26 protein-coding genes are annotated in these 23,032 nt (G+C 69.1%); 4 read left to right on the top strand and 22 right to left on the bottom strand.

Annotated elements, in window-relative coordinates:
* Positions 1–175 precede the first annotated feature (175 nt).
* From ACZ7L5_RS02450 to ACZ7L5_RS02440, 3 genes are all read right to left on the bottom strand, one after another.
* Entirely contained in the window at positions 176–589 is a 414-nt protein-coding gene (locus tag ACZ7L5_RS02450; protein WP_471513700.1) for a hypothetical protein, read from the bottom strand.
* A gap of 474 nt (positions 590–1,063) precedes the next feature.
* The gene (locus ACZ7L5_RS02445; protein ID WP_471513699.1) at positions 1,064–2,245 is read right to left on the bottom strand and encodes a helix-turn-helix domain-containing protein; all 1,182 of its coding nucleotides are present in this window, start codon (positions 2,243–2,245) and stop codon (positions 1,064–1,066) included.
* 108 nt (positions 2,246–2,353) lie between these two features.
* Positions 2,354–2,995, bottom strand: coding sequence for an HAD family hydrolase (locus ACZ7L5_RS02440; RefSeq protein ID WP_471513697.1), 642 nt, complete (start codon positions 2,993–2,995; stop codon positions 2,354–2,356).
* A gap of 64 nt (positions 2,996–3,059) precedes the next feature.
* Here ACZ7L5_RS02440 and ACZ7L5_RS02435 point away from each other — a divergent pair, with 64 nt between their 5' ends.
* The gene (locus ACZ7L5_RS02435) at positions 3,060–3,242 is read left to right on the top strand and encodes a hypothetical protein (protein WP_471513695.1); all 183 of its coding nucleotides are present in this window, start codon (positions 3,060–3,062) and stop codon (positions 3,240–3,242) included.
* A 625-nt stretch (positions 3,243–3,867) separates the two neighbouring features.
* Here the strand turns inward: ACZ7L5_RS02435 and ACZ7L5_RS02430 are convergent.
* Positions 3,868–4,215, bottom strand: a complete 348-nt coding sequence (locus ACZ7L5_RS02430; protein ID WP_471513693.1) for a hypothetical protein — start codon at positions 4,213–4,215, stop codon at positions 3,868–3,870.
* Between the two features lie 136 nt (positions 4,216–4,351).
* Between ACZ7L5_RS02430 and ACZ7L5_RS02425 the strand changes: the two genes are divergently transcribed.
* Together ACZ7L5_RS02425 and ACZ7L5_RS02420 are read left to right on the top strand one after the other, a co-directional pair.
* On the top strand, positions 4,352–4,600 hold the full coding sequence (locus tag ACZ7L5_RS02425; RefSeq protein WP_471513691.1) for a hypothetical protein: 249 nt from the start codon (positions 4,352–4,354) through the stop codon (positions 4,598–4,600).
* A gap of 10 nt (positions 4,601–4,610) precedes the next feature.
* On the top strand, positions 4,611–5,003 hold the full coding sequence (locus ACZ7L5_RS02420) for a WhiB family transcriptional regulator (RefSeq protein WP_471513689.1): 393 nt from the start codon (positions 4,611–4,613) through the stop codon (positions 5,001–5,003).
* Here the strand turns inward: ACZ7L5_RS02420 and ACZ7L5_RS02415 are convergent.
* From ACZ7L5_RS02415 to ACZ7L5_RS02390, 6 genes are read right to left on the bottom strand one after another with little or no spacing between them, the layout of a single operon-like run.
* On the bottom strand, positions 4,975–6,024 hold the full coding sequence (locus tag ACZ7L5_RS02415; RefSeq protein WP_471513687.1) for a glycosyltransferase family protein: 1,050 nt from the start codon (positions 6,022–6,024) through the stop codon (positions 4,975–4,977). The two genes, ACZ7L5_RS02420 and ACZ7L5_RS02415, sit on opposite strands and share 29 nt — an antisense overlap.
* The gene (locus tag ACZ7L5_RS02410; RefSeq protein WP_471513685.1) at positions 6,021–6,263 is read right to left on the bottom strand and encodes a hypothetical protein; all 243 of its coding nucleotides are present in this window, start codon (positions 6,261–6,263) and stop codon (positions 6,021–6,023) included. The genes ACZ7L5_RS02415 and ACZ7L5_RS02410 overlap by 4 nt, the downstream gene beginning before the upstream one ends.
* Positions 6,260–6,592, bottom strand: coding sequence for a hypothetical protein (locus ACZ7L5_RS02405; RefSeq protein WP_471513684.1), 333 nt, complete (start codon positions 6,590–6,592; stop codon positions 6,260–6,262). The genes ACZ7L5_RS02410 and ACZ7L5_RS02405 overlap by 4 nt, the downstream gene beginning before the upstream one ends.
* A 16-nt stretch (positions 6,593–6,608) precedes the next feature.
* On the bottom strand, positions 6,609–7,487 hold the full coding sequence (locus ACZ7L5_RS02400) for a peptidoglycan recognition protein family protein (RefSeq protein ID WP_471513682.1): 879 nt from the start codon (positions 7,485–7,487) through the stop codon (positions 6,609–6,611).
* A gap of 12 nt (positions 7,488–7,499) precedes the next feature.
* Entirely contained in the window at positions 7,500–8,033 is a 534-nt protein-coding gene (locus tag ACZ7L5_RS02395) for a hypothetical protein (RefSeq protein ID WP_471513680.1), read from the bottom strand.
* 12 nt (positions 8,034–8,045) lie between these two features.
* Positions 8,046–8,378: a hypothetical protein gene (locus tag ACZ7L5_RS02390; protein ID WP_471513678.1), complete on the bottom strand. Its 333-nt coding sequence runs from the start codon at positions 8,376–8,378 to the stop codon at positions 8,046–8,048.
* Between ACZ7L5_RS02390 and ACZ7L5_RS02385 the strand changes: the two genes are divergently transcribed.
* Positions 8,377–8,523, top strand: a complete 147-nt coding sequence (locus ACZ7L5_RS02385; protein ID WP_471513676.1) for a hypothetical protein — start codon at positions 8,377–8,379, stop codon at positions 8,521–8,523. The genes ACZ7L5_RS02390 and ACZ7L5_RS02385 overlap by 2 nt on opposite strands.
* A gap of 61 nt (positions 8,524–8,584) precedes the next feature.
* Here ACZ7L5_RS02385 and ACZ7L5_RS02380 read toward each other — a convergent pair whose 3' ends face one another.
* The 12 genes from ACZ7L5_RS02380 to ACZ7L5_RS02325 are packed head-to-tail and all read right to left on the bottom strand — an operon-like array spanning position 8,585 to position 23,028.
* On the bottom strand, positions 8,585–8,968 hold the full coding sequence (locus tag ACZ7L5_RS02380) for a hypothetical protein (protein ID WP_471513675.1): 384 nt from the start codon (positions 8,966–8,968) through the stop codon (positions 8,585–8,587).
* A gap of 42 nt (positions 8,969–9,010) precedes the next feature.
* On the bottom strand, positions 9,011–9,904 hold the full coding sequence (locus ACZ7L5_RS02375) for a hypothetical protein (protein ID WP_471513674.1): 894 nt from the start codon (positions 9,902–9,904) through the stop codon (positions 9,011–9,013).
* 9 nt (positions 9,905–9,913) lie between these two features.
* The gene (locus tag ACZ7L5_RS02370) at positions 9,914–13,285 is read right to left on the bottom strand and encodes a hypothetical protein (RefSeq protein WP_471513673.1); all 3,372 of its coding nucleotides are present in this window, start codon (positions 13,283–13,285) and stop codon (positions 9,914–9,916) included.
* Positions 13,285–18,072 carry a hypothetical protein gene (locus ACZ7L5_RS02365; RefSeq protein WP_471513672.1) on the bottom strand — a complete coding sequence of 1,596 codons (4,788 nt, stop codon included), beginning with the start codon at positions 18,070–18,072 and terminating at the stop codon, positions 13,285–13,287. The genes ACZ7L5_RS02370 and ACZ7L5_RS02365 overlap by 1 nt, the downstream gene beginning before the upstream one ends.
* Positions 18,065–18,280, bottom strand: a complete 216-nt coding sequence (locus tag ACZ7L5_RS02360) for a hypothetical protein (protein ID WP_471513671.1) — start codon at positions 18,278–18,280, stop codon at positions 18,065–18,067. The genes ACZ7L5_RS02365 and ACZ7L5_RS02360 overlap by 8 nt, the downstream gene beginning before the upstream one ends.
* A 17-nt stretch (positions 18,281–18,297) precedes the next feature.
* On the bottom strand, positions 18,298–18,795 hold the full coding sequence (locus ACZ7L5_RS02355; protein ID WP_471513670.1) for a hypothetical protein: 498 nt from the start codon (positions 18,793–18,795) through the stop codon (positions 18,298–18,300).
* Positions 18,796–18,837: 42 nt separating this feature from the next.
* Positions 18,838–19,218 (bottom strand): hypothetical protein, encoded by a 381-nt coding sequence (locus ACZ7L5_RS02350; protein ID WP_471513669.1) that lies wholly within the window; start codon positions 19,216–19,218, stop codon positions 18,838–18,840.
* Between the two features lie 4 nt (positions 19,219–19,222).
* On the bottom strand, positions 19,223–19,720 hold the full coding sequence (locus ACZ7L5_RS02345; RefSeq protein ID WP_471513668.1) for a hypothetical protein: 498 nt from the start codon (positions 19,718–19,720) through the stop codon (positions 19,223–19,225).
* Positions 19,717–20,547 (bottom strand): hypothetical protein, encoded by an 831-nt coding sequence (locus ACZ7L5_RS02340; protein ID WP_471513667.1) that lies wholly within the window; start codon positions 20,545–20,547, stop codon positions 19,717–19,719. The genes ACZ7L5_RS02345 and ACZ7L5_RS02340 overlap by 4 nt, the downstream gene beginning before the upstream one ends.
* Positions 20,548–20,560: 13 nt before the next feature.
* Positions 20,561–21,433: a hypothetical protein gene (locus tag ACZ7L5_RS02335; RefSeq protein ID WP_471513666.1), complete on the bottom strand. Its 873-nt coding sequence runs from the start codon at positions 21,431–21,433 to the stop codon at positions 20,561–20,563.
* Between the two features lie 22 nt (positions 21,434–21,455).
* On the bottom strand, positions 21,456–22,133 hold the full coding sequence (locus ACZ7L5_RS02330) for a hypothetical protein (protein WP_471513665.1): 678 nt from the start codon (positions 22,131–22,133) through the stop codon (positions 21,456–21,458).
* 13 nt (positions 22,134–22,146) lie between these two features.
* Positions 22,147–23,028: a hypothetical protein gene (locus tag ACZ7L5_RS02325; RefSeq protein ID WP_471513664.1), complete on the bottom strand. Its 882-nt coding sequence runs from the start codon at positions 23,026–23,028 to the stop codon at positions 22,147–22,149.
* Between the last annotated feature and the right edge of the window lie 4 nt (positions 23,029–23,032).

Genomic DNA, 23,032 nt, shown 5'->3' with positions numbered 1-23,032 from the left:
CGGAAGTCCTCTCTTGCTTGGTTGGCTGGGACTTGCAACCCGCTCCGCCGCTCAACCGGGTAGGTGTGTGCTGGCGGGGCGGGGGCCTGGGTGTCACTGGCAGCGGCAAGGACGACGAGCTGTTGCCGCGGTGAAGCGCCGCGGCCGCTCTCTTCCCACTGCCATCCGGTGTCGCTCACGCGTCCGACTCAGCGGGCATCTCGTCCCGCCCAGCGCTGATCAGGCGGGCGACAGCGAGCGGCCTACACAGGACGGCCATCGATTCCATCGGCACTGACCAGTACGAGAGGGCTGTGCCTGGGTCGAACTCGTCGTGGTCCAGGGGCGGGACGCCGAGGAGCGTGCCGAGGCCGAGGACGTCGACGTCGTTCTCGCGCCAGTCGTCGGCTGCTTCGTGCCACGTGCGGGGCACGCTGGGGGGCACGAGAGCGTAGTAGCGGTGTCCGCGCGGGTCGCAGATGACGGGGCCGTCGAGGACTTCGGTGAGGAACTGGTCGACCTGTGTCGGGTTCCAGCGGCTGCAGGCGGCGGCGAGGACGATGTCGCCGGGGAGCCGGATGGCGGAGAAGAGGGTGCCGAGGGGCAGCATGGTGACGCCTTGCTCGCGCCACTCGACTCGGGCTCGGCGCCGCCGTCCTTCGGCGAGGGTTGACAGGAGCCAGTGTTCGGCTGCGAGGCGCCGGTCTGAGGCGGGGTGAACGAGGACCCCGGGGGTCTCTACTGGCTGTAAGGCCTGCCCGCTGTGGTCGCTGCTCATGCTCACGCCACCGCCGTCATCTGGCACCCGCAGGTGACGATCGGCCATTCACGGCCGTCGTCGCCAAGCGTGACCGTTCCGGCGGGCTTCAGGTCTTTCGCGACGGCACCGCAGTCCCAGCATGCCCGGCCGTGGAGTCGTGCGATGCTCACCGGCCCATCGACGTGGGCCGTCGGTGAGGCCGTAGTGCTCTCGCTCATGCCCCGTTCCCATCTGCCTGTTTTGTTCGGACAGGCAGATCATGGGCTGCGGCAAGGGCGACAAGGGACACAGCTTGTGTTCCCTTGTGTCCCCCGGCCGAGTGGGTCAGACGGCGCCGACCCACTCCGCAAATGAGGTGAGGGTCTCAGCATCAGCTCGCTTCAGGCGACGCAGTGTGGCGGCGGTGTCGCGGGCCCAAGGGTGTTCGCGGGTGTGCTGCGGTGCGATCAGACGGGCGACCTTGAGGGACTCGAAGGAGTCATCGGCGAGCCCTGCCCAGAGCTGAGCGCGTGCAAGTTCAATCCAGAACCCGGACTGCCGTTCCGCCGGTAGATCGCGCGGTGGTGTCCACTCGCGGGCCACGTCCAGCGCGCGGGAGACGTGGTCGCTGCCCAAGCTGACTGCTACCGAGACCTCGTGGGCGCGGACCGAGTCCGGGCCGAATGCCGTCCCGTGATACTCCCCTTCGGGGATCTGGTCACCGAGGTGACGAGCCTCGTCGAGGTGGAGGTCTGCTACGGCGCCGTCTCCTGCTCGCCCGGCGATGACTGCGGCCCGCATGTGCAGGGCGCCAAGGCTTGCGATGGTCTCTCGGCCGCGAGGGGCGGGGCTCGCGTCGATCGCGTGCTGGATGGCGCGCAGTCCAGCTGTGTGGGCGCGGGCGGCGAAGAACGTCTCCGTGCGCACGTAGGCCGCAGTGGCTTCAGTGAGCGGGTCCTCGGCCTGGCGGGCTGCCCAGCGCATCAACTCGACCAGCCGGGCGGAGAGATCGTGGTGGCCGTACTTGTAGGCGGCGGCATCTGCGGTGCGGGCGGTGGAGGCGACGAGTTGGGCGGCTTGTAGGCGTTGCGCTCCTGCGCTGTGGTGCAGGGTGCGCAGCGTCTCGTCGAGCAGGGTAGGGATGCCGTTGGCGATGCGTGCGTACTGGGCGCCGAGGCGCCAGTTGACGGCCTCGTCGACGGCGGCATGCAGTTCATTGAGAGGCAGGGTGGGCGGGTCGGTGGGGATGTCGTACGCGGCGATCGCGGCGCTGATGGAGGGGATGGCCGCGTGCACGCGGCTGTCGGTGCGGGTGTTGCCGCTGACGATGTGGCTGGGATCTACGCCGAGTGCGGCAGCGATGGAGTCGAGGGCGTCATCGCTCGGGGTCCTGGCTCCGCGCTCGATGGCCTTGACCATGGAAAGAGACAGGAAGGCGGCAGAGGCGAGTTCAGCCTGAGTCAGCCGGCGGGCGTGCCGGATGGTGGCGATGCTCTTGCCTACATCGCGCGTGCTGTTGGCGGGCATACTGGCTCCCGTTCGGTGCGTCCACTCCGAACCGTACCCGCGCCGTGACAGCTCGGGTACGTGAACGGCCCCACCCGCATCTCGTGGGTGGGGCCGTGTGGTTGACGTTCAGCCAGCGATGATCGCGGTCAGCTCGGTGAGGCTGTCGATGCGCCAGTCCGCGGCTGCCGCCACTTCCGGGTCGTCGACCCAGAGATGTCCCCACGGGCCGCGCCGGATGTGCGCCGCGCGGAGACCGGCAGCCTTCGCAGGAACGATGTCGTTGGCGGGATGGTCGCCGACGTACACCGTCCGGCTCGGCTCGGCCTGAGCCACCTGCAGCACCCGCTCGAAGAACTCGGGTTGCGGCTTGGCCACGCCCCACTCCTCGGACGTGGCGACGAGGTCGGCAGGCAGACCGAGGGCGCGCAGCAACTCGCCGGCGCGGGCCGTCTGGTTCCCTGCGACGACCACCCGCACCCCGAGGTCCCGCAGTGCTGTCAGCGCGGGCCGGACGTCGTCGTACAGGTCTCTCTCGTCCAGGCGCTCGCCGCGGCCTGCGGCCTCCATTGCGGCCCGCTCTGCGGCGACGTCGATGCCGGGGCGGACAAGTCGCAGGGCGTCGGCGTTGTCCCGGCCTTGGGCGACGACGGCGCCGACGAGAGCGGAGAGTGTGTGTCTGGGGGTGCCGAGCCAGTCGGCCCACGATGCCCAGTAGCGGTCGTCGCGGGTGATGGTCTCGCCGACGTCGAGGACGATGGTCTCAATCACCCCGGGAAGCCTACGACGTTGCAATCCGCTTCTTGCGGTCCGTGTGTCCCCGTAGGCTTGTCGCATGTCCCCCAACCCTTCCCGCCCTGGCGTCGCACGCTCTGCCGCGGCCGTGAACACGGCGATTCGCGCCGTTGTCAGGGGTGCTCGGGGAAGGCCGTGGACGCGGGCGGAGCGGGCGTTGTACGACGAGCTGCGGGATGAGTGGGTGGCGGCGATGCGGGCCGAGGTCGTCGAGGCGGCCTAGGCGTACTGGCGGCGGCTGGGGTCCAGCGCCCCGGCACCGAGCAGCCCGCCATCATCCGGTTCCGGATCCGGCGCTCCATCGCGACGGCACACGAGCGCATCCGGGTCATCGGCCGGCGCCTGCAGCGAGTAGCCATCCGGGCACGTCTGCCCGTCCTTCCCGTCAGCTCCCGCCTCACCCTGCGGGCCAGCTGGACCAGGCTCGCCCTGCGGTCCCGCTGGGCCGGCCGGACCTGCTGCCCCCGAAGCGCCGACGGCTCCGGGCTCCCCAGCCACTCCGTCAGAACCGTCGGCGCCGCTCTCCCCGTCCTCGCCCGGCGATCCGGACGGGCCCGGCTCGCCATCCACGCCGTCCTGACCTGGCGCGCCCGGCGGCCCGGGCGGGCCTGTCACCGAGTCGCCCGGTTCCCCCTGTGAGCCGGGCGGTCCCGCTATCGGTGTCGCTCCGAGACCTTCCACCTGCCGGGTCAGTGCCTCGATGACCGCATGATCTGCGCGGCGATCCTGTGCCATGTCCACCACCAGCACGGCAAGCGCCGCCATCATGCCGAGCGCGAGGACACCCGTCACCGCGCCGAGCCACTCCGCGCGCGGCAGCCGCCGGCGTCTCTTGTGTGCGGCCTTCATCACGCCACCACCGCCCACACCGCGATCGCCGCGGACAGTAGGCCCATGAGTACGGGCACGATCATTTGGTAGAGGCGGGCCTGGCGCTCGCGTTCGCGTCGGTCCCGCTCGTCGCGCTGGTACTGCTCGAAGGCGTTTTCCAGAGCGGCATTCGCGTCGCGTTCCTTTTGGACTTCCTGGCTGAGCGCGTTGATCCGCTGGTCGGTGTAGGCCTGTTGCAGGGCGTACACCTCGGTGGAGACGACCTTGTCGAGGCGGGCGTTGATGCCCTGGCCCATGACTTGGATCTCGTGTCGCAGGGCGTCGACGGTGCGTCCGAGTTCGCCCACGGACAGGTCGTCGGCCACGCTCGCCTCCGTTCGCTAGCCCATCTCGAACGGCAGTCTGGCACTGATGTAAGGGGAGTTCGTTCCGGTCGCAACCTTCACAGCATCACCGCTGCATAATGAATTTCAGCCGACCGGTCAACTGAATGAGGCTGAGATGCAGCAGACCGCCCGCCGCCCCGGACGCCCCAGAGACCCCCAAGTCGCCGAGCGAGACGAAGCGATCTACCGGCTCATCGCGACTGGCATCAACTCCCGCAGTGGCCTCGCCGCAGCCAGCGGCCACGAACGCGATGCCGTGTTCCTGTCCTGCAAGCGGCTCCAGGCCAAGGGCCGCATCCGGCAGTGCCTCGGCTCCCACGGCGGCGTCGTATGGTCCGTCGCCGACGGCACCCCCTGCCCCTGAGGAGACGACCGTGGAGACCGTCGAGTTCTTCTCCGCAGACGACGTCGCCTGGCAGAACAACGCGCCCTGCGCCACCGCCGACTTCGACTTCATCCCCGACGTCGAGGCCGAAGCCGACGCCGCCGTGGCCGAGGAGCGGTGGTGCCGTACCTGCCCGGTCCGTACACGGTGCCTCGCGTGGGCGATGCTGCACCGCGCCGAGGGCTACTGGGCAGGCACCACCACGTACCAGCGGGACCAGCTGCGCCGGGTACGGACGCGGGCTAAGTGTCCGATCTGCCAGGCCGTCGCACTCGTCTACACCGACCCACACGAGCTGTGCCTGTGCTGCGGGGCATCGTGGATCCGGGACGTGCGCGAGGAACCGATCGCGGCTACACCGCTACCGCCGCCCGCGGCGTAGCCTGCTCCATCTCGTACGCCCGCTGCCAGGCCTCGGCCCACCGCCACGCATGCTGCGACAGCCGCAACTCCGCGGCCACCGCACGGCCCGCATCCGACAGCTCCGCCCGCATCGCGGCCGACTCGCGCAGCCGCTTCAGCTCCCGGTACCAGGTGCGCGGCCGGTCAGCGAGGACGCCGGCGCCCATCGCGTGCAACCTGCGGTACTCGGCTCGCGGCGACGCCACCCACGGCACGCCCACCGCGCTCATCTCCAGCGGCTTCAACCAGCTCTTCGCGGCGTTGAACTTCGTGTCGGCGAGCGGGGCGATCCCCACCCCCAGTGAGGCGACAGCGGCCGGCCACTCCTCGATCGACACGCTCCCACCCTGCGGATCGGCCGACAGCCCGAACGCGCGGCCAGCGCCCGTGCTGTCGCCGCGCATCACGAACTCGGCGCCGTCATCGACGAGCCGGGCGACCGCCCCGCCGAGGGACTCCGGGTCGTTGGGGTGGGAGTGGAACGAGCCCGGCCAGCCGACCACGTCCGAGTCCATGCGGGGCAGCCCGTAGTACATGTCGGGCAGGTAGTTGTGCAGCACGTGGCCTCGGCCGTGCCGGGCGTACACATTGAGCAGTGCGGGCGTCGACACGGTGACGAGGCTCGCGTTGCGGCAGGCGAGCGCCAAGTTGTGCCAGGAGTGCGGCCCCGCGCCAGGCCGGTGCACAGCCCACGCGGGATTGGACGGGTGGATGGACGACAGATCGTCGTCGACGTCTACGACCACGGTGACGCCCTTGGCGCGCATCACGCCGATCGCCTGCGCCATGTAGGCGTGGGTGACGCGCTGCAGGACGACGACGTCGGCGTCGACATCGAGGACGTCGGTGACCTGGCCGTGCTCGACGACGGCCCTGAGTCTGCGGTCTTTGGGTTCGACGACGTGGACGTCGTGCCCGGCCGCCGCGCACGCCTCGGCTGGCCAGCGCATCCTGAACGAGCCGCAGCCGTACGCGTCGGCCGGGTAGACGTGGACCTTCACTCGGTGGTCTCCGCGGTCTTGCGGGTGGTGCGCTTGGCGGTCGGCGTGGGTGCGGCCGCTGTCTTCTCCAGTTCGCCGACACGGGCGGTGAGCTCGGCGAGCTGCTTCTCCAGCTCGGCCACGCGGTCCGGAGGTGCCTGGAAGTCGGCAACCTTGCCCGCCTCTTCCCGGGACAGGAAGTACTTCGAACCCTCTTCGACGGTAAGTGCGCGGATGCGTGCGTCCAGTGGGCTGCTCACGCGGTTGCCTCCTTCGGGGAGACCTGCCCGCGCGCGAGGAGCGCCAGCACAGCGAGGACGACCGCGTTCGTAGCCCCGACGGTCTCCGCGGACACGTTCAGTCCGTACGCGGCCAGCAGCGCTGCCCCTGCGGCGACCACCGCGGTGAACGCGGACGGGGCGATCGGCCTCGTCATCGCGGCGGTGATGGCGCCGAACACGGCGGAGATGATGGCGACGATGGCGCCGGCCTGTTCGCCGGACATGCCGATGTTGAAGGTGACGATGAGGGAGAGGACGGCGCTGAGGGTGGAGACGATGAGCGCAGGCTCTCGGCCGAAGATCTTCATGGGGTAAGTCCTCCTGTTACTGGGTGAGTCGTGAAGCGAGCAGGTCGGCGACCTTCACGGCGAGGGCGTCCAGGTCGACGCCGCCGACGGACAGCGAGTCGACCTTGGCCTCGACCTTCCGGACTCGGTCGAGGGTTTCCCGCCCGGCCGCAGCGACGGTCCCGAGCGCGTACTTCGCGGTCCACGTCTCGTTGCCGTCGTTCCAGTCGGCGTTGTTGTACGGGGGTGGCACGGCCGGGATCAGGTCGGCGTGCCAGATGTTGGTCACGTCGCTGCCTTCCAGCACGCCGCCGCCCGCGGCGAACTTTCGGAACACGGCCTCGGCGATCTCGTCGGCGGTGGGCATGTCGTCCTCCTCGTTGCTCTGGCCGGTTGCGCGGGCGACGATGCCCGGGAACACGACCTCTCGGAACTGCTTGATGCGCGCCTTGCCGGGGCAGGCTGTGCCGTTCGTCGACCACTGCGGGAACATCGAGTGGTAGCCGTAACCCGGGTCTGAGTGGCTGCGGCAGATCCGCAGCGGGATGCCGTGTTTCTGGTGCAGCCACACGCCGAGGCGGATGAGCTGCTCGATCTGCTCCGGCGTCCACGGGTCGGAGGCCTTCGTGTTGGAGGCGGTCTCGATGGACACGGCGCCGGTGCCGTCGGCCCGGCGGTTCGCGCCGGCGTTGGCGTCGGCGCGGGTCTCCGTCCCGATGAACTGACCGATCGACCCGTCGTAGTCCAGGCCGAAGTGAGATTCCAGGTTGGTGCTGTCGCGCCAGTACTCATAGATCCGCTGCTCGTCCCACGGAGCGACCACCGAGTGGAGGATGAACTGGGTGGGCCGGATCGCGGCCTGCTGGTCGCTCTCGGGCTGCAGCTCCAGTCTCTTGGCGCCGGGGTACCAGGCCATGGCGTGCGCTCCTTACAGGGGAAAGACGACGATGCGGCGGCTGTTGAAGGTGCCCGTCCCGGACGCCACCCGGTACTTCGCCGTGAACGTGTTGCTGCCCGGGGTGAGGTCCGTGTGCAGCACGACCGCGGAGGCGACGATCCCGGACCCGGCAACGCCATACACGCCGATGCCCCGGTTGTCGGCCTCCGCGATCGTCGACGCCCCCGACACCGCGTACGACATGCGGCACGAGCCCGCTCCCGAGTTGTCGATGGAGCCGTGGACAACGACCAGGGCGGCCGGCCCGGTGGTCACGGTGACGGCCGGCCCGAGAGTGGTGAGGTCGGTGTAACTGGTGGACGTGGTCGTCTCGGACATGAGGACGCTCGCCGTGGCGGAGAACCGCTCGGAGATCTCGTTGGGTGCCGACACGGCGAAGTGGGCGCCGGCCGTGGTGGCCTTGCCGGGGCCGGTCTCGTTGAGGTTGTCGCGGATGAAGGTGTTGAACTGTGCCGCCGTGAAGACGGCGCTCGCGACGGCGGTCATGGGTGCGGACCAGGCCACTGCGCACGCTCCTTACAGCGGGAGGACGAGGATTTCGCGGCCCCGGAAGGTTCCCGTGTTGGAGCCGACGGAGTACCGCATGGTGAAGGTGTTGTTGCCCGGGGTCAGGCCGGTGAAGAGGTGCGCCATGGACAGGCGGCAGAAGTTGCTGGCTGTGAGGCCGTCGGTCGAGAGCATCCACTGGTCGCTGGCGGCGACCGAGGTTGCGCCGGTCACGGCGACGGAGCAGCGGGTCAGGGAGGTGTCCGCGCTGTTGTGCATGTCGGCCGCCCACCAGACGAGGGCCATTGGCCCGGTGGCGACTGTGACGGCGGGGCCGACGGTGGCGAGGTTCGCGTACGTCATGGACGTGGTGGTCTGGCTGGTGTCGACGCGCGCCGACACGGGGCTGCGCATGGCGATCGCGTTGACGCCGGTTGAGACGGGGATCTGGCTCGCCGCGGTGGCCTTCGCGGGAGCTGTTTCGTTCAGATTATCCCTTACATACTGATTGAATTGAGCTGCCGTAAAAGTCGAGTTGGCGACCGCGGTCATGGGTGCGGACCAGGCCATCAGCCCACCACCTCGTTCAGGGTGGCGGGTACGCCGTGCTCGCGGTTCTCCTCGCGGAGCTCGTCGACGGTCTGCCCGTGTGGGGCTCGGAATCGCAGCGCGGTCTCGTGGTCCTTCGGGAACCAGTTCCGGTTGTGCGGGATCGGGCGCAAGACCAGCACCGACATAATCTCGTTCATGTTCGGCGGCCATTCGATGGGCGCGACCATCTGGCAGTACGAGCAGCGGAACTCGGTCTTCTGCATCACACGCGGCGACGTCGGGACGCGCGGGTTCGCGCGCTCGAAGAGGTGCTCGACACCGCCGCAGCCGCGGGGGCAGTCGGCCACCCAGTCACCGCTGTACACCCAGGCGCGGGCCGTTGCTGCGATCAGTTCCACCATGGAACGGACGGTAGACACCACCCACGGAAGATCATTCCGGGGTCAGGTGCCGAACCGTCCGATGTCGAAGGCGCCTTGTGTGGGGTGGTCGAAGATGAACACGTTGTCGGGGTTGTCGGCGGCCGTCGGGTCGAACACCCCGTCATCGAAGCCCAGCCCCGGCACGTCGAACGTGAACGGGTTCGGGGGCACACTCAGGCCGGTGCGCTCGCAGCCGAGGGTGGCGTAGTGCACGCGCGTCTCACACCCGGACACCGCCTCCTCCTCGCCGGGCATGCGGGCGATGCTGTGCTCGATGCTCTCGATGTGGAAGTCCGCGGCGAGACCCAGCTCGGCGTGCGCGATGGTGATCAGGTCCGAGATGGTGCGGGTGAGGATCTGCATCATGTGCTCGTCGTCCGACGAGACGAGCCGTAGCTGGACGGTAGGGCGGCGTTGCGCGTAGTGGGCGAGTAGCAGCAGCGCGATGGCGTATGCGTCGTTCTGGCCGGCCCACGGCACGTCGTCGGGGTAGGAGCGCAGGCCGTGCCGCTGGATGCTGGCGGGGTCGTCCGCTGACACCTTCCCGGTGCGGGAGACCGGTACGGACCGGGCCCGCAGCTGAAGGTGGTTGATGTTGACGGCGCCGCCGGCCGCGAGGACGGTGATGGTGGTCGACTGGCCGGAGCGGCGGGAGATCGAGGTGACGACGGTGCCCGGGCCGGTGAAGACGACGTCTGTGCCGATGACGAGGTCCAGGGCGTCCGTGAACGGGTCGGATGCCTTGGCCTGGATGGTGACGCTCTGGCCGATGGTGAGGTTGATGTTGTCGTCGCTCTGCCACACGACGGACCGGGTCGCGTCGGGCCTGCGCTCGTCGACGTCGAACGAGATCGTGTTGACGATGTCGCGCCAGCCGTGGGAGTAGCCGAACGGGTCGATGAAGGACAGGGCCACGGGGTCCTCCTAGAAGCGGCGGATGATGCGCAGGCGGGTGGTGTAGGTGCCGCTGCCGTTGAGGACGGACGCGCCGCCGAGGTCGGCGAAGGTGGGTCCGTTCGGTGTCTTCCTGCTGTTGAGGAAGCGCATGTTGCCCTGGGTGTCGACGCCGAGGTAGATGCCGTTGTGGTCGATCTGGCCGCCGCTGTCGCCGTCGGAGGTGGCGTCGAAGTGGGGGACGTCGCCGATCTGGATGTTGGCGAGGGAGGGCGGTGTGCCGACGGCCTGGGCGACGATGATGCCGGGCCCGTCGGGTCCGATGTCGAGGGTTCGGCGGGGAAGGTTGTTGCCGTCGATGCTCTGCTCGAACACCATGGGCACGCCCATGTGGAAGCCGTACACCATGCGGACGTAGCCGGAGCAGTCCAGGCACAGGGCTTCGTCGGGGTCGGCGGTGCGCTCCTCCCCGTTCGGGAACGTCCAGTCCAGGCTCATGTAGTCGTGGAAGTCGGCGCCTTCGAGGCGGCTGCCGTCGGTGTCGAGGGGGCCGTACGAGGCCTGCCCGGAGACCTGCGCGCCGACGTTCGGGTCGAACAGGGGGTAGGCGCCGGTGATGTAGCGCATGGCGTGGGCGAGGACGTCGGGGCTGGAGTCGATGGCCCACTCCTGGATCTGCGTGGCGAGCGCAGGCGTCCACGTTCCGTCGAATGCCTCGTCGAGGACGCGCACCCACGTGTTGTGGGTGACGCTCGGCGTGGTCGCCCAGCTCGCGGAGATGACGCGGAGGCTGACTGTGTGGAACAGGCGCGGCAGGCCCGTGCTGCTGGTCGACGCGAGGAACCGAAAGCCGACCCGGCCGGTCATGTTGCTGGTGTCGGACACGGAGTGCAGCCACGTCGCCGGCTCGTCCGTACCGTCTTTCCAGGCACGGCAGCGGACGATGGAACCGGTGCGCTCGGCGCGGATGTGCCACAGGTCCCCGCCGACGAAGCCCGTGCCGACCTGGGTGACGGCGCCGAGGGTGGTGGTGACGTCGGCCACCTCCTTCTCCAGCGTCAGCTGTACGACGCCCGCGGTGGTGACGATGAGGCGGGCCCTCGTGTTGTTGTCGACGTCGGTGTAGCCGATGACGAGACCCACCGAGCTGCTCGCCCCGGTCGGCGCGACGGGGAGGGTGACCGTGCAGGTGACGTCGACGTCGCCGAGGGTGTCGATGATTGTCGCGAAGCGGGATGCGTTCGCGGTGGGCAGGCTCGCGATACCGACGTCGCCGTTGACGGTGAAGTCGCTGGCGGTGCCGGTGACGGAGTAGGTGCCGCCACCGCCGGACGATCCGAACCCGGACGCGAGGGTGCGGTCGAACGAATCGGTGAAGGGGCGCTTCGTCTCGGAGAAGGTGCGTTCCGTGCCGCGCATGGCGACGGTCCGCGCGCCGACGGTGAGCGTCGCGAGGAGCCCGTGGTCGTCGAACACGCGCAGCAGCTGTGGCGGCCCGTCCACGACCTGCGTGGTGAGGCACTGGTCTCGCAGGGCGACGAACGCCGCCTGCGACTGGCGGGAGTTGAACCGCACGAGCCGGTGGTGCCGATCGCGGAAGATGAACGTGCCGTCCGGTCCGACGTAGGCGATCGAGGGCGGGCCCTCGGAAACGAGGAGGTCGACGAGCGCGTTGAGCGCGTCGGCTTCCTCCAGCCACCACCACGGCACGAAGGTGGCGCCGAGGTCTACGTCGCGGGGCCCGGTCCATCCGACAGCGTCGAGGATGACGTGCACGAGAGTTCCGGTGCGCTGCGCCGCGTACAGCTCGGTGGAGATCTTCACGCCTTGCAGAAGGGACAGCAGGTCCAGGGCGGTGATGTCAACGGACCGGTCCCCGCGGTCGGGGTGGACCTGGAAGTCGTCGATGCGGCCGACGAACAACGGGAACATGGCGTCCTGGAACACGGTCCCTACACGCACCGGGGCGGCCGGCGTGAGGTCGTTGACGATCGGCGAGTCCGGGTTTTCCGGGCTGTAGATGCGGTCCGCGTTGCATAGCGTCATCGACAGGGAGCCCACCTTTGGGCCGCCGAGTTGTCTGTCTTGGTCGCGGCCGTACGCGAATTGGACGGGCCCGCGCTGGAGGACGTCGTCGGTGACGTCGTCGTTCGGGTCGTCGAAGTCGCCGTCGCCGGTCCAGTCGATGGCGACGGTGTACCGCTCCGGCAGCGTCGGGCGGATGTTGAAGTTGTCGAAGTAGGCGTAGTCGTCCGACGGCGGGCCGCCGGTCACGAGGGGCGTGCAGTGCGCGAGGAGCTGCACCTGAAGGTCGTTGTCGGCGACCCAGGCCGGTGCGGTAGTGGAGTGCTGACTGGTCCACTCCCGGCCGTCCGGCGAGGTCTCCCACAGCAGCACGCCGGCGTCCTCGCGGATGCCGAGCCACGCATGCAGCACCGGGTCGTACGGGGTCTGGGCGGCGGCGGGGTCGTTGAAGTCGACGTGCGTGGCCATCAGTAGCAGGTTGGTGACCGCGTCGACCTGGAACACGAGCTGGGTTCCGGGAGTGTCGGAGAGGATGAGGAGCTGGGCGTACGACTCCGTATGCCCGGGTCCTTCCGGGGGGAAGACCTGGGCGCGTGCGTGCGAGCCTTGCAGGCGGTAGAGCTCCCCGGACGCGTAGGCGGCGAAGCCTTCGTCGCAGGGGACGCGGGCTTGCCCGTCGGGCTGGTCGGGCATCGCCCCGCCGGGGGCGGTGTTGTAGTTGCTCGGCCACTTTGCCGTGTTCACGGCCGGTGCTTCGAAGTCGTCCGTCAGATCGGCGAAGGCGGCCGTCGAAGGGATGACGTTGAAGCTGTCGAACTCCGCGAAGTCCGGGGTCCCCGAGTCCCGGTGGGTGATGAGCTGGATTTCGAGGTCCGTGTCGCTCGCCCAGGCCGGGGTGGTCGCCGACCGGCGTTGGGTCCACGTCAGGCCGTCCGCGCTCGTCGACCAGATCAGTGTCCCGCCGGTCTCGCTGATGCGCAGCCAGCGGTGCGCAACCGGGTCGTAGGTGAGGGTCGTCGCGCCCGGGTCGAAGAACCCGGTACGCACAGCCATGGTCAGCTGATTGGTGACCGTGTTCACCTCGAAGATGGCGTCGGTGCCCGACGTCGACGAGGTGATCAGCAGCTGCGCCCACGCCTCCGTCGCCGCGCCCCCGGCGGCTGGCGGGAACATCTGCACCGAGGCGTGCGAGGCGGCGAGCGTGTAGATGTTATCGCTGGTGAACGCACTGAACCCGGTGTCGCAGACGACGCGGGCCCGGCCGCCGGTCTCCGTGGGCAACGTCCCGCCCGGGCCGGTGTTGTAGTTCGAGGGCCACTTGATGGTGTCGACGACGCCGTCAGTGAACGTGTCGCGGAGGACTTCGATCAGCGGCATCAGCCCACCGCCCTGAGGCCACGCGGCAGCCGGTTCGTCCGCGAGAGGTCATCGAGAGACTGGGCCAGCCAGTCCTGCATCTGACGCTGCGAGCCGATCACGCCCCGGTTCTCGACGCTCAGGTGGTAATGGTGGTGCACGTCCCCCGACGCCGCCGAGGCCCCGCGGTTGGTGGGCATCGACGCGATCGCGCTGCGGGGAATGCTCATCGAGTTGAGGGCCGCCATGGTGCGCATGCCGTAGTAGTTGACGGCGGCTGCGCGCATCATGAACTCGCGGTTCGAGGCGAGGATCGGGACCCGGTCGCCAGTGCTGGAGCCGGGCCCCTGGATCAGGCCGCCGCCTGCGTACTTGCCGTACCGGCCGTAGGCGCCGAAGTTGCCCCAGTCGCCGAAGTTCCGCCCGTACGGGTTGCCCTTCCAGATCTGGGCGATCATGTCGTGGAAACGGCCCACGTTCCCGGACATGCCCTTGAAGGTCATGTCCTCGAAGACCCTCGCCCCCGAACCCACCGCCTTCTTGATCTCGGCGACCGCCGCCCAGAATCCGTCGGCGACCTTCATCTGCTGCGCGCGGAAGTTCTTCGACATGCCCTGGAAGCTGATGTCTTCGAAGAGGGAGGAGCCGCGCTTGCGCCACCCTCCGGTGTCCACCAGCCGCTGCAGTTCGGCGACGGCTGCCGTGAAACCGGTCTTCGCCGGGGTGCGGGCGGTTCGGCCGGCTGCGGGCTTCGCTGTGCCCCCGGCTGACGCTGTCGCTACGGCGCCGACGTTCTTGGCAGCCGTAGCGACCTTCGGGTGCGAAGCTGCCAGGCCTGCGACGAGGCCGTCGCCGATGAGCCGTCCGATCGCGGCGAACACCGTGGACGGACTCTTGATTCCTAGGGCCTTCTTGATGGCTTTCTGCATGCCCTTTGCGATGTCGAGCATGAGCTTTTCGATCTGCTTCTGCTGTGCCTTCAGCCCCGTGAGGAAGCCGTCACCGGCCTTCTTCCCGCTGTCATACAGCAGGTCGGCGCCAACCTTGCCGAGCTTGCCGGACTCCTTGGTGATCTGCGAGTTGAGGCTGTTGTACTGCTTGATCGTCGCAGTGTCCGCCCCGGCGAGGGACTTCGCAAACGCGGCGCCCTGCTCGGGGCCCATCTCCAGGATCTGCCGAAGGAGGTCTTTGTTCAGGCCCTTCTTCTGCAGCTTCTGCACGTTCGCCGTGAAGCTCTTGATTTGGTTGAGGGAAGCCTGCATCTCACCCTTGACGAACTTCGGTGAGAACGCGTCCTGCTGGACGATGCCGGAGAGAGCGCCGGTGGCCTTGGCCTTGCTCGCGGTGTCGGTTGCAAACTTGTTCGCGTCGGCGATCTTCTTCGCCACACTGTCCCGCTGCTTGGCCAGCGACACCAACTTCGACGTCTGCCGGTTGACCATGGCGACAAGCTGGTTGTCCTTCTTGCCGGTGAACGCTGCCCAAATGTCCTTGGCCAAGTCCGCGGACACGGACTTGATTTTCGCCTGGGATCCGGTCAGCCCCTTGATGAACCCAGCCCCGACGTCCTTCGCGAGTGCCGCCGTCCTCTTCGACGGTGACGCGATCTGCAGCTCTTCGCGGATCCCCGAGACGACAGCGGCCGCCATCTCCCTGGCCGCCTCCCGCACCATGCTCACCGCCCCGGCCATGCCGGACGCCAGGCCGTCGCCGACCGCCGCGCCCGCGCCGACCAGACCGCCGCCAGCCATGCCGAAGGTCCCGTCATTGATGGCCTTCAGCAGGGGCAAGTGCTGGGCGGTCTGCTTGGCATTGACGACGAACTCGTTCTTCGACAGCCACGGCCCAGCGAACACGCTGTCCGATGTCTCAGTGCCGGGCCCGTCGACGAGACCGCCCGTCGCATAGCCGCGTCGCCCGCGATACCGGAACCCGGAGCCCGTGTACAAACCGCCGGTGGCGCCGCCCGCGTTCGGGCCACGTCCGCCCGACCCTGTGTAGATCGTGCGGCGCTCCGTCGTCAGCACAATCCGTCTGGAATTGACGCTGTTCAACGCGGCATTCGCCTGACGGACCTTCGACTGCAGGTCGGAGATGTCCGCGGTGAGCCGGGCCCGCTTCTCGCCCCTGGCGTTCTTCAGCTGCTGCTCGGCCTGCTTGATCTTGGCCGTCCACACCCCGATGTCCGCAGACAGCTTCGCCGTCTTCGTGCCCCGAGCGCGGATCAGCTGCGCCTCGGCCTGGGCGACCTTGGCCTTCCAGTCCGCGATGTCGGCGGTGAGCTTGGCCCGCTTCTCCCCCTTCGCGGTCTTGAGCTGCTTATCCGCCTCGGCAATCTTCGACTTCCAGTCGGAGATGTCCGCCTTCAGCAGCGCCGTACGGTTCGGCGTCTTCAGGATCGTCGATGCGAGTTTCTCCGCCTCCGCCCGGGTGAGGCCCATCTGCTGCGCGTTCGCGACGAGCTGCTGACGCCCCCGCTCGTAGATGCCGTTGACCGCCGACCACGACTGGCCGCTCTCCCGTGCCGCTCCCGCCGCCTCATCGGTCTTCGCGGCGAGGTCGTTGAGGGCCTGCGCCGCGGCCCGCTGCTTGTCGGTGTTGAGGACGAGCTGACCGCCCTGCATGGACAGGACGCCTGCGTTCTCCTGCGCGGCTTTCGTTGCCGCGTCGATGGCCGCCTCGAAGCCGATCATCCCGCCGAGGCCTTGGCGGTTGACGTCGTTCAACGCCTGGATCGCTTGCCTCAGCCCGTCGGCGGAGGCCTTCTGTTCGGCGAGCTTCGCCGACGTCTGCTGCGCCTGCTGCCCGAACAAGCCCATCGCCTGCGCGGCGAGCTGCTGCTCCAGCGCCTGGTCTGCGAGCGCCGCCGTATAGCCGTCGAGCTGGCCGCGGACCTCTTCCGCGGTGAAGCCCTGCTTCTGCAGGTTCGCGGTCGCCACCTTCAGGGCCTCGGCGGCGATTTCCGCTTTGCCGCCCTTCACCAGGTTGGTGAGGCCCTCATCCAGGCCGTTGAAAGCTTCCTTGGCGTCCTTGACCGGCGTCGAGTCCATCCCGATGAAGCTGGTCAGGGTCTGCTGCACCTTGTCCAGGTTCGACGGCCGGGACAGGGTACGCAGGGCCTCCCCGAGCTCCGTGAAGTTGGCGCCGAACACCCTCGCGGCCTCGCCGGACAGCTTGCCCGTTTGGGCGAGCTTGCCGAGCGAGGTCGTGATCTTGTCGACATCGGGGGGCGCCTTGCGGCCGATCTGCGACAGCTCGCTCAGAGCGATCACCAGGATGCCGATGCCCGTACCGACCAGAGCTACCTTCGCGGCGCGGGACAGCGTGCCGAACGCGGCGGCCAGGCTGGGCAGTACGCCCGTCGCGCCCGCGGCGGCCGTCTGCATCCCGGCAATGGAAGCGGTGAACGCCGTCATACCCACGGAGATCGCCGCAGCGCCGGCCGCCGCCAAGCGCACGGCCTTCAGGGCGATCGCCAGCTGCAGCATCGCCGTGATCACGCCCGGCGGCAGCGCGGCCACCAGCCCGGCGAGCGCGTTCACCACCGTCAGCAGCCCAGGACCGACATTCGCCGCTGCCTGCATGATGTTCGACAGGGCCTCCGCCAGCTTCGACAGCGTGTCGCGGACCAGCGGCCCGTTCGCGTGGACGTACTCCATGAACTCGCTCGCGCCGCCGCTGACTTTGCCGGTGTTGAGTGTGCGCGTGAACCGGATCAGCGCGTCGTTCGCCTTCGACATCGCCCCGGTGGAGAACTCGGCGAACGAGCGCATGAACCGGTCGAAGCCCTGCGACTGGACGCCGCCGGCAGCGATGGTGACGAACCGGTTGAGCTGACGGCCAGCGCCCTCAACCACCGGAGTCAGCTTCGGGAACACGGCGCCGAACAGGGCGAAGCTTCGCGTCGCGACCGGCATGGTGCTGGAGGCCAGACTGTCGGACCACTCCCGGTACGTGTCCTTCAGCGAGGAAAGGGCGGTCGCTGCCACCCGGGTGGGGTGCGGCATGTCCTGGACGGTGCGCCGGTAGGCGATCTGCGCCTTCGCCGCCTCGGCGGAGGTGGCGCCGTGCTCCTCGACAGCGTCCTTGTACTTCTTCTCCGCATCCGACGCCTCGGACAGCTTCGCGATCTGGCCGCCTGCCGCGACACCGAACGCGGCGGCGGCCACACCGGCCGCGGCCAGGCCGGCTGCGATCGGTGCGGCCTGCACGGCGATCGGGATCAGCGCGGGCGCCAACAGCAGGGCCGCCGACTTCAGTCCGTTCAGGGACCTGCCGGAGTCGTTGGCCGACAGGGTGACCGTACCGAGGCGGGCCCGCAGCGCGGTCATCCCGTCGCCGGTGCGGCGGATCGCACCGTCGACGTCGTCCATCTCGCCGCGCAGGCTGCGTGCCGCGGCGCCCAGCGCGGTGAGCGCGGCAGCCGCGGTGGTGGCGCGGGTGGTGAGCGTGGCCAGCGTGCGCGAGGTGCCCCGGGCTGCGTCCTGCAGTCCGCGCAGGGCGGACGCGGTGGCCGCGATGTCGGTGACTTCAGCGTCGAGGCGTGCACTGATCTGGACCGGGCCGAGCTGCTGCAGCTCGCGTACTGCCGCGCGTACGGCGGTCGCGCCGGCTCTGGTCTGATCATCGACGGTGACCGCGACGGCTGTGCCGCGCAACCGTCCGAGTTCGGCCCTCACCTGGAAGATGCGTGACTGGAGTTGCCGCAGCGGGCCGTCGGCCTGGCGGGCCATGCGCCGAATGGACTGCACCGCCGCCGTGGTCGGCATGTCGACGCGGATACTGGCGGTACCGATCAGGTCAGCCACCGAGGCTCACCCCCATCGAGGCGAGGAACGACTGGCTGGCGTCCTCAGCGCCATGCCACCACCAGGGGGCGCCGTCGTCAGGCCGCTGCTCGGCCTCGCGGCGCTCACGGCCGGGCAGTGCCCATGCAGAAATCCCGAGGTCGGCGTCGAAGCGGGCGCGTGCCTGGTCCTCGGTCTGTCCGTCGTGGACGATCAGCCGCTGGAGCATTTCGAAGTAGATCGCGTTCAGGAAGCGGTCGGCTGGGAGGGCTCCGAGGTCGACGCCTCGGGCGGCGTACTCTCCGTCGAGCTGGTGCCAGATTCCGGGCTGGCAGGCCCATCCGAGGAGGGCTGCGACGGCTGTGTAGGGCGCATGCCGTACTCCTCCAGGAGCCACAGCACGACGTCGGACATCTGGTCGTCGTCGATGGGCTTGGACTTGTCGGCGAGGCGTGCAGAGAACCGCTGCCACGACTCGGGAAGGAGGGCGAGTTCGAGTGCCTGCTTCAGCAGGTCGTGTTGCTGCTGGTAGGTCTCGGTGTCGCCGGTCGTGTTGTAGAGGGTGACGAACTGCGCGAAGACGTCGCCGGGCAGAACGCTGGCTGCTTCGAAGGTGTCGCCGTCGACGGTGAAGGGGAGCCGCTTGCGCTTGCGGCTGAAGTCCTTCGTTGTGGGCGGCGCGGCGGCAGCCATGATGGGCGGCGGGCTGGCCACGCCGTTCGGAGATGTCAGGAGCTCGGTCATGGGTGGGACGGTAGGTTCGCCCCGCCGAAGATCATTCCGGAGTCAGAGGGCCGCGGGCAGCGCCTTGTTCAGGAAGTCGTTCGGCTTCGTTCCCGGATGATTGACGGCCGCGGCGAACACGATCCGCCCGCCCACCGTGAACCGCAGGGCCCGCTTCGGCGGCCGCGGCCGGATGGGGTGGGGCCGGGTGCCCTCGATGACGTAACCGACAGCCGGGTGCCGAACCCTGATATCCGCCGACGGCCCTGCCGCAGCACGCTGCACCACCGGCGGGGCGATGCGTTCACTCATGCTGCCCGGGGCAAACTGGCGGGCCCGGGCGGCGGTGCGGTCGGCACGCTTCTGGCAGTCCCGGCCGACGACGCCGGTCGGGCTGTTGAGCATGCGGTCGACGGCCGCCCAGTCGATACGCAGAATCGCCATGGCGTCAGTTCCTCAGCAGGCAAACGAGCGCCCGGAGTTCGGAGCCGACGCAGCCACCCGACGGGCCCTGCGTGACCTGCGGGCGGACGAGGAAGTCGGAGATGTCGCGGGCGTTGCTCATCTCGCACAGCTCCACCGACACGGCCCGCAGAGTCTCGTACGCGTCGCGAGCGACCTGCCGGGCCGACGTGTCGAGCGCCGCCGAGGACGGGTACAGGCTCTGCCCCTCGGCATTGGGTGCGCAGCGGATAACCTGCACGACGATCTCAGCAACCTCGTACGGGGCGTCGCACGCGCCGACCTTCGCGGCCTGCGGCGCCGGGAAGACCTCGCTCGGGTAGACCTGCGCGACGCTCACGGCGAGCATGCCGCAGTCGCATGCATCCCATGCGATCGCACCGGGGACGACGCCGTGCCGATCGGGGCTATCGGTGAGAGCGGCGAACACCGCGGCCTCCAGACGGGAGGCGACCGTGTACCACTTCAGCTCGCCCGTGATCACGTGCCGGCCCTCCGTACGGTCGGGGCATCAACCCGGTACACGCGGGACCGCTGCCGCAGCCCGGCCGGGTTCCACGTCGCGATGAACATGTCCACCAGGTACAGGCCAGTGCGGCCCTTCTTGAACAGCTCGCCCACGTCCGGGTAGCTGATGGTCACGCCCTGCCGGACCAGCTGCTGCACGCCCGCCGGCAGTCGGCAGTCCTGCCCATCCGCTGCTTTCGCGATCTCGCACGCCAGCTCGCCCATTGCCAGCGCCGCGCCCTCCGGCAGCGGCTCCCCGTAGCGGGCGGTCACCGACCACGTGCCGGCGCCGGAGTCTTCCGCGAGGTCGTTGCAGCGCGGCCAACGGCCGCCGTCCGTCCGGATGAGGATGCGGTTGTTGTCGAGGCGGTACGCGGACGCGGCGAGCACCGTCCCGTCGATGACGACTTCGGTGATGTCGTAGACCGGGGCCGGGAGCCGGACCTCGGACACCTCGCCGCACGAGCAGCCGGACGAGCAGGAGCCGCAGGTGAGGTTGAACCAAAGGCCGCCGATCAGTGCGGGCTGCGGCCAGTACTGGCCGGTCCATGGGGGCCCGAAGTCGTCGTAGAACGAGCCGTTCCCGCAGTCGTCGCGGCACGGCCGCAGCGTCACCGAGCAGAGCCCGAACCGCATCCCGGTCAGCGCGTACAGCGTCTCCGTGGCCGTCGACACAGCGATCCCGGTCACGGCCGGGTTCAGCGTCGACAGCTCACACGTCCACTGCACCGGCCAGTCCGAGCAGGGGCCGCGCATGCCGCCGCTGCCGGACGGCGTGCTCAGGATCGGGTTGATGACGGGCATCGCGGGCCCCCTCTCACGGCGTGGTGTTGTCGGTGATCAGGCCGAGGTTGGCGAGCGCTGCAGCGAGGGACTCTCCGGCGGAGCCGTCCGCCCAGGAGCCCGACACCGCCTGCCGGCCAACCGGGCTCGCGCCGAAGAAGCCCGCGGTGTTGGCCGCGCCGTCGAGGACGTGCCGGGTGGCGCCGTACAGGGCGTCGACGAACTCGACCTTCCCCGCCACTTGCACGTTCTGGGCGTCGGCACTCAGCCGGAAGTACGAGTGCTGGGTTCCGTTGAAGCCGGTGCCCGACCAGACGCTGATGACGAGGTCGCTGCCGGTGCCCTCCCAGTCGAGGGCGCCGCCATCGGTGCGGTAGCGGTAGCCCTTCACAAAGTTGGTGATCGTGAGGTTGCCGTTGGCGATCTGAGCGTCGCCGTCCACGTTGAGTGCGCTCAGGAATGCGGTGCCGTTCTCGATCGCCGCGACCCGGTTGAGGCAGTCCGTCACGAAGGTGTTGAGAGTGCCAACTGTCCCCGACAGGGCGGTCACCGTGCCGGACAGTGCGTCGACGACAACGAGCGTCGCGTAGGTCGCGTCGGCCCGGGTGACTTCGGCTGCGATCGCGGCGGTGATGTCGGCCTGCGTCGCAGGTTGGGCCGCGGCGCCCACGGCGACCTCGAACGCTTCGCTGTCGATGTGGACCCAGTAGCGGCCCTCTTCAGCCCAGAACTCCAGCCGCCCCGTCCCAGACGTCGAGACCGGGTTCGCGAGCGGCGTCGTGCCGCCCGCGTCGGCGTACAGCGTGGCGAGGGTGTTCGCGTTGTGGACGAACACCCTCGCTGGTACGTCGGTCGCCAACTCCCCGGAGGGGAACCAGAACAGCTCGCTGTACTGGGCAAGCGCCATGGCTCCCCCTCTCGGGATGGTGCTACGCGGCCAGCGTCGTCGGGTTGCAGGCGATCGTCGGCGGCTCTGTGGTGGTGACGTTCCACAACCAGTGCTCGTCGAGGTCGAGCGTTGCTCCGGCTGGCAGGTAGTCCGCGCCGACCAGCGCCAGCCACTGCGCTGTAGCTGCGCGGCTTTCACTGGTGGTCTCCAGCGTGGACCGGCCGTTCTCAACCATGTACGAACCGAGCTGCGTCGCGCCGACGTTGGGCCACGCGTTGTAGATGAACCGCTGCACGCCGGACGGGTCGCAGGCGCCGGCCCCGGCGACCTCCTGCCACACCTCCAGCGAGTACCGCCGGTCCGGGTTGCCCTCGGACACGGCGAAGCCTGTACCCGTGGTCGGGGTGCCGACGGTGAGCTCCCGCGCCGAAATCATCAGGGCGACCGCGCTGGTGTTGATCTCGCAGAACTGCGAGGTCAGGTTCATGCGCTTCAGCGTGGGGTCGTCCTTCTGGTTCACGCAGGGAAGCCCCGACGCGGTCCGCTCGAAGAACTCGGTGCCGTCCTCGTACTGAGGCTCCATCTGCACCTGGACGAAGCCTCGGGTGACGACGACGAGACCGGACGCGCCGGTGATGGGGACACCACAGGTGTCGAGTTCGATAACCCTCATGTGCGTGCCCTTGATCGGGGTGGCGCACGTGGAGACCGTAGCCATGATGATCTATCTCCTACTCGGTGGGCACGCCCAGGACAATGTGCGCCGCGAGGTGGCAGCACTCGAAGCCGATCAGGTACGTCCTCTCGGCCTGCATGCGGAGGGTGTTGGTGGACCTGTTGAGGGAGTCACGGACCGTCGTGAAGAACACGTCGGACCGGTAGCCGAACGCGGCGCCGGTGGCGTAGATCCATGACGTCCCGTCGGCGGGGGCTGCCCCGTCCGGGCCGCTGCCGGTGTAGCCGCCCCCGGCAACGATCAGGTTCCCGGACGGGGTGACCAGCCGCCCGCTGACTTCGTCGAGCCGGGCAAGCTTCCACGCGGCGAGCGTCGGCAGCACCGAACGCGGCACGTGGATCAGGCCCTGGCCCTTGTAGCAGTCGGCGAGTTCCTGCTCCAGCGCGCCGAGCGCGGTCGCCGCGTCCGCGCCGGTGATGACCGGGGAGGCGGTCGTCTGCAGGACGATCTCGCCGTCGAGGACTTCCCCGTCAGCAGCAAGGTGCGGGAAGACGACGGTCTGGTCTGCGGCTTGGCCGGTCCAGAACGCCGTCTCCAGCTGCTGCTGCTCGACGCGGGCGAGCGCGTCTTGGGCGACGCTCTGCGCTTCGCCCATCCCGATCGGCGTGCACTGGAATTCCGCGACCACCGTGAACGGCGTTGCCCCGCGGGCTTCCTGCGTGACGTTCGGCGTCTTGACGGGCGGCTCCGGCGGGGCGCCGGTGCCGGTGACCGACAGGCACTCGTCGTACGTCGTGTCACCGGTCGGGCAGCGCTCGATCCAGGTCACGCCCTGCTGCCAGTGCACGCTGTCGGGGCTGGGCGTCTGGATCGTGTCCCACAACCCGTACGGCAGGGTGGTGAACGTCGTAGGCAGGTCGATCAACTGGCGTGCCACTCGT

The organism is Streptomyces sp. NPDC107528, assembly GCF_055639295.1.
The sequence above is the reverse complement of the archived record's forward strand: the minus strand, read 5'-3'. Positions and strand labels throughout refer to the sequence as shown.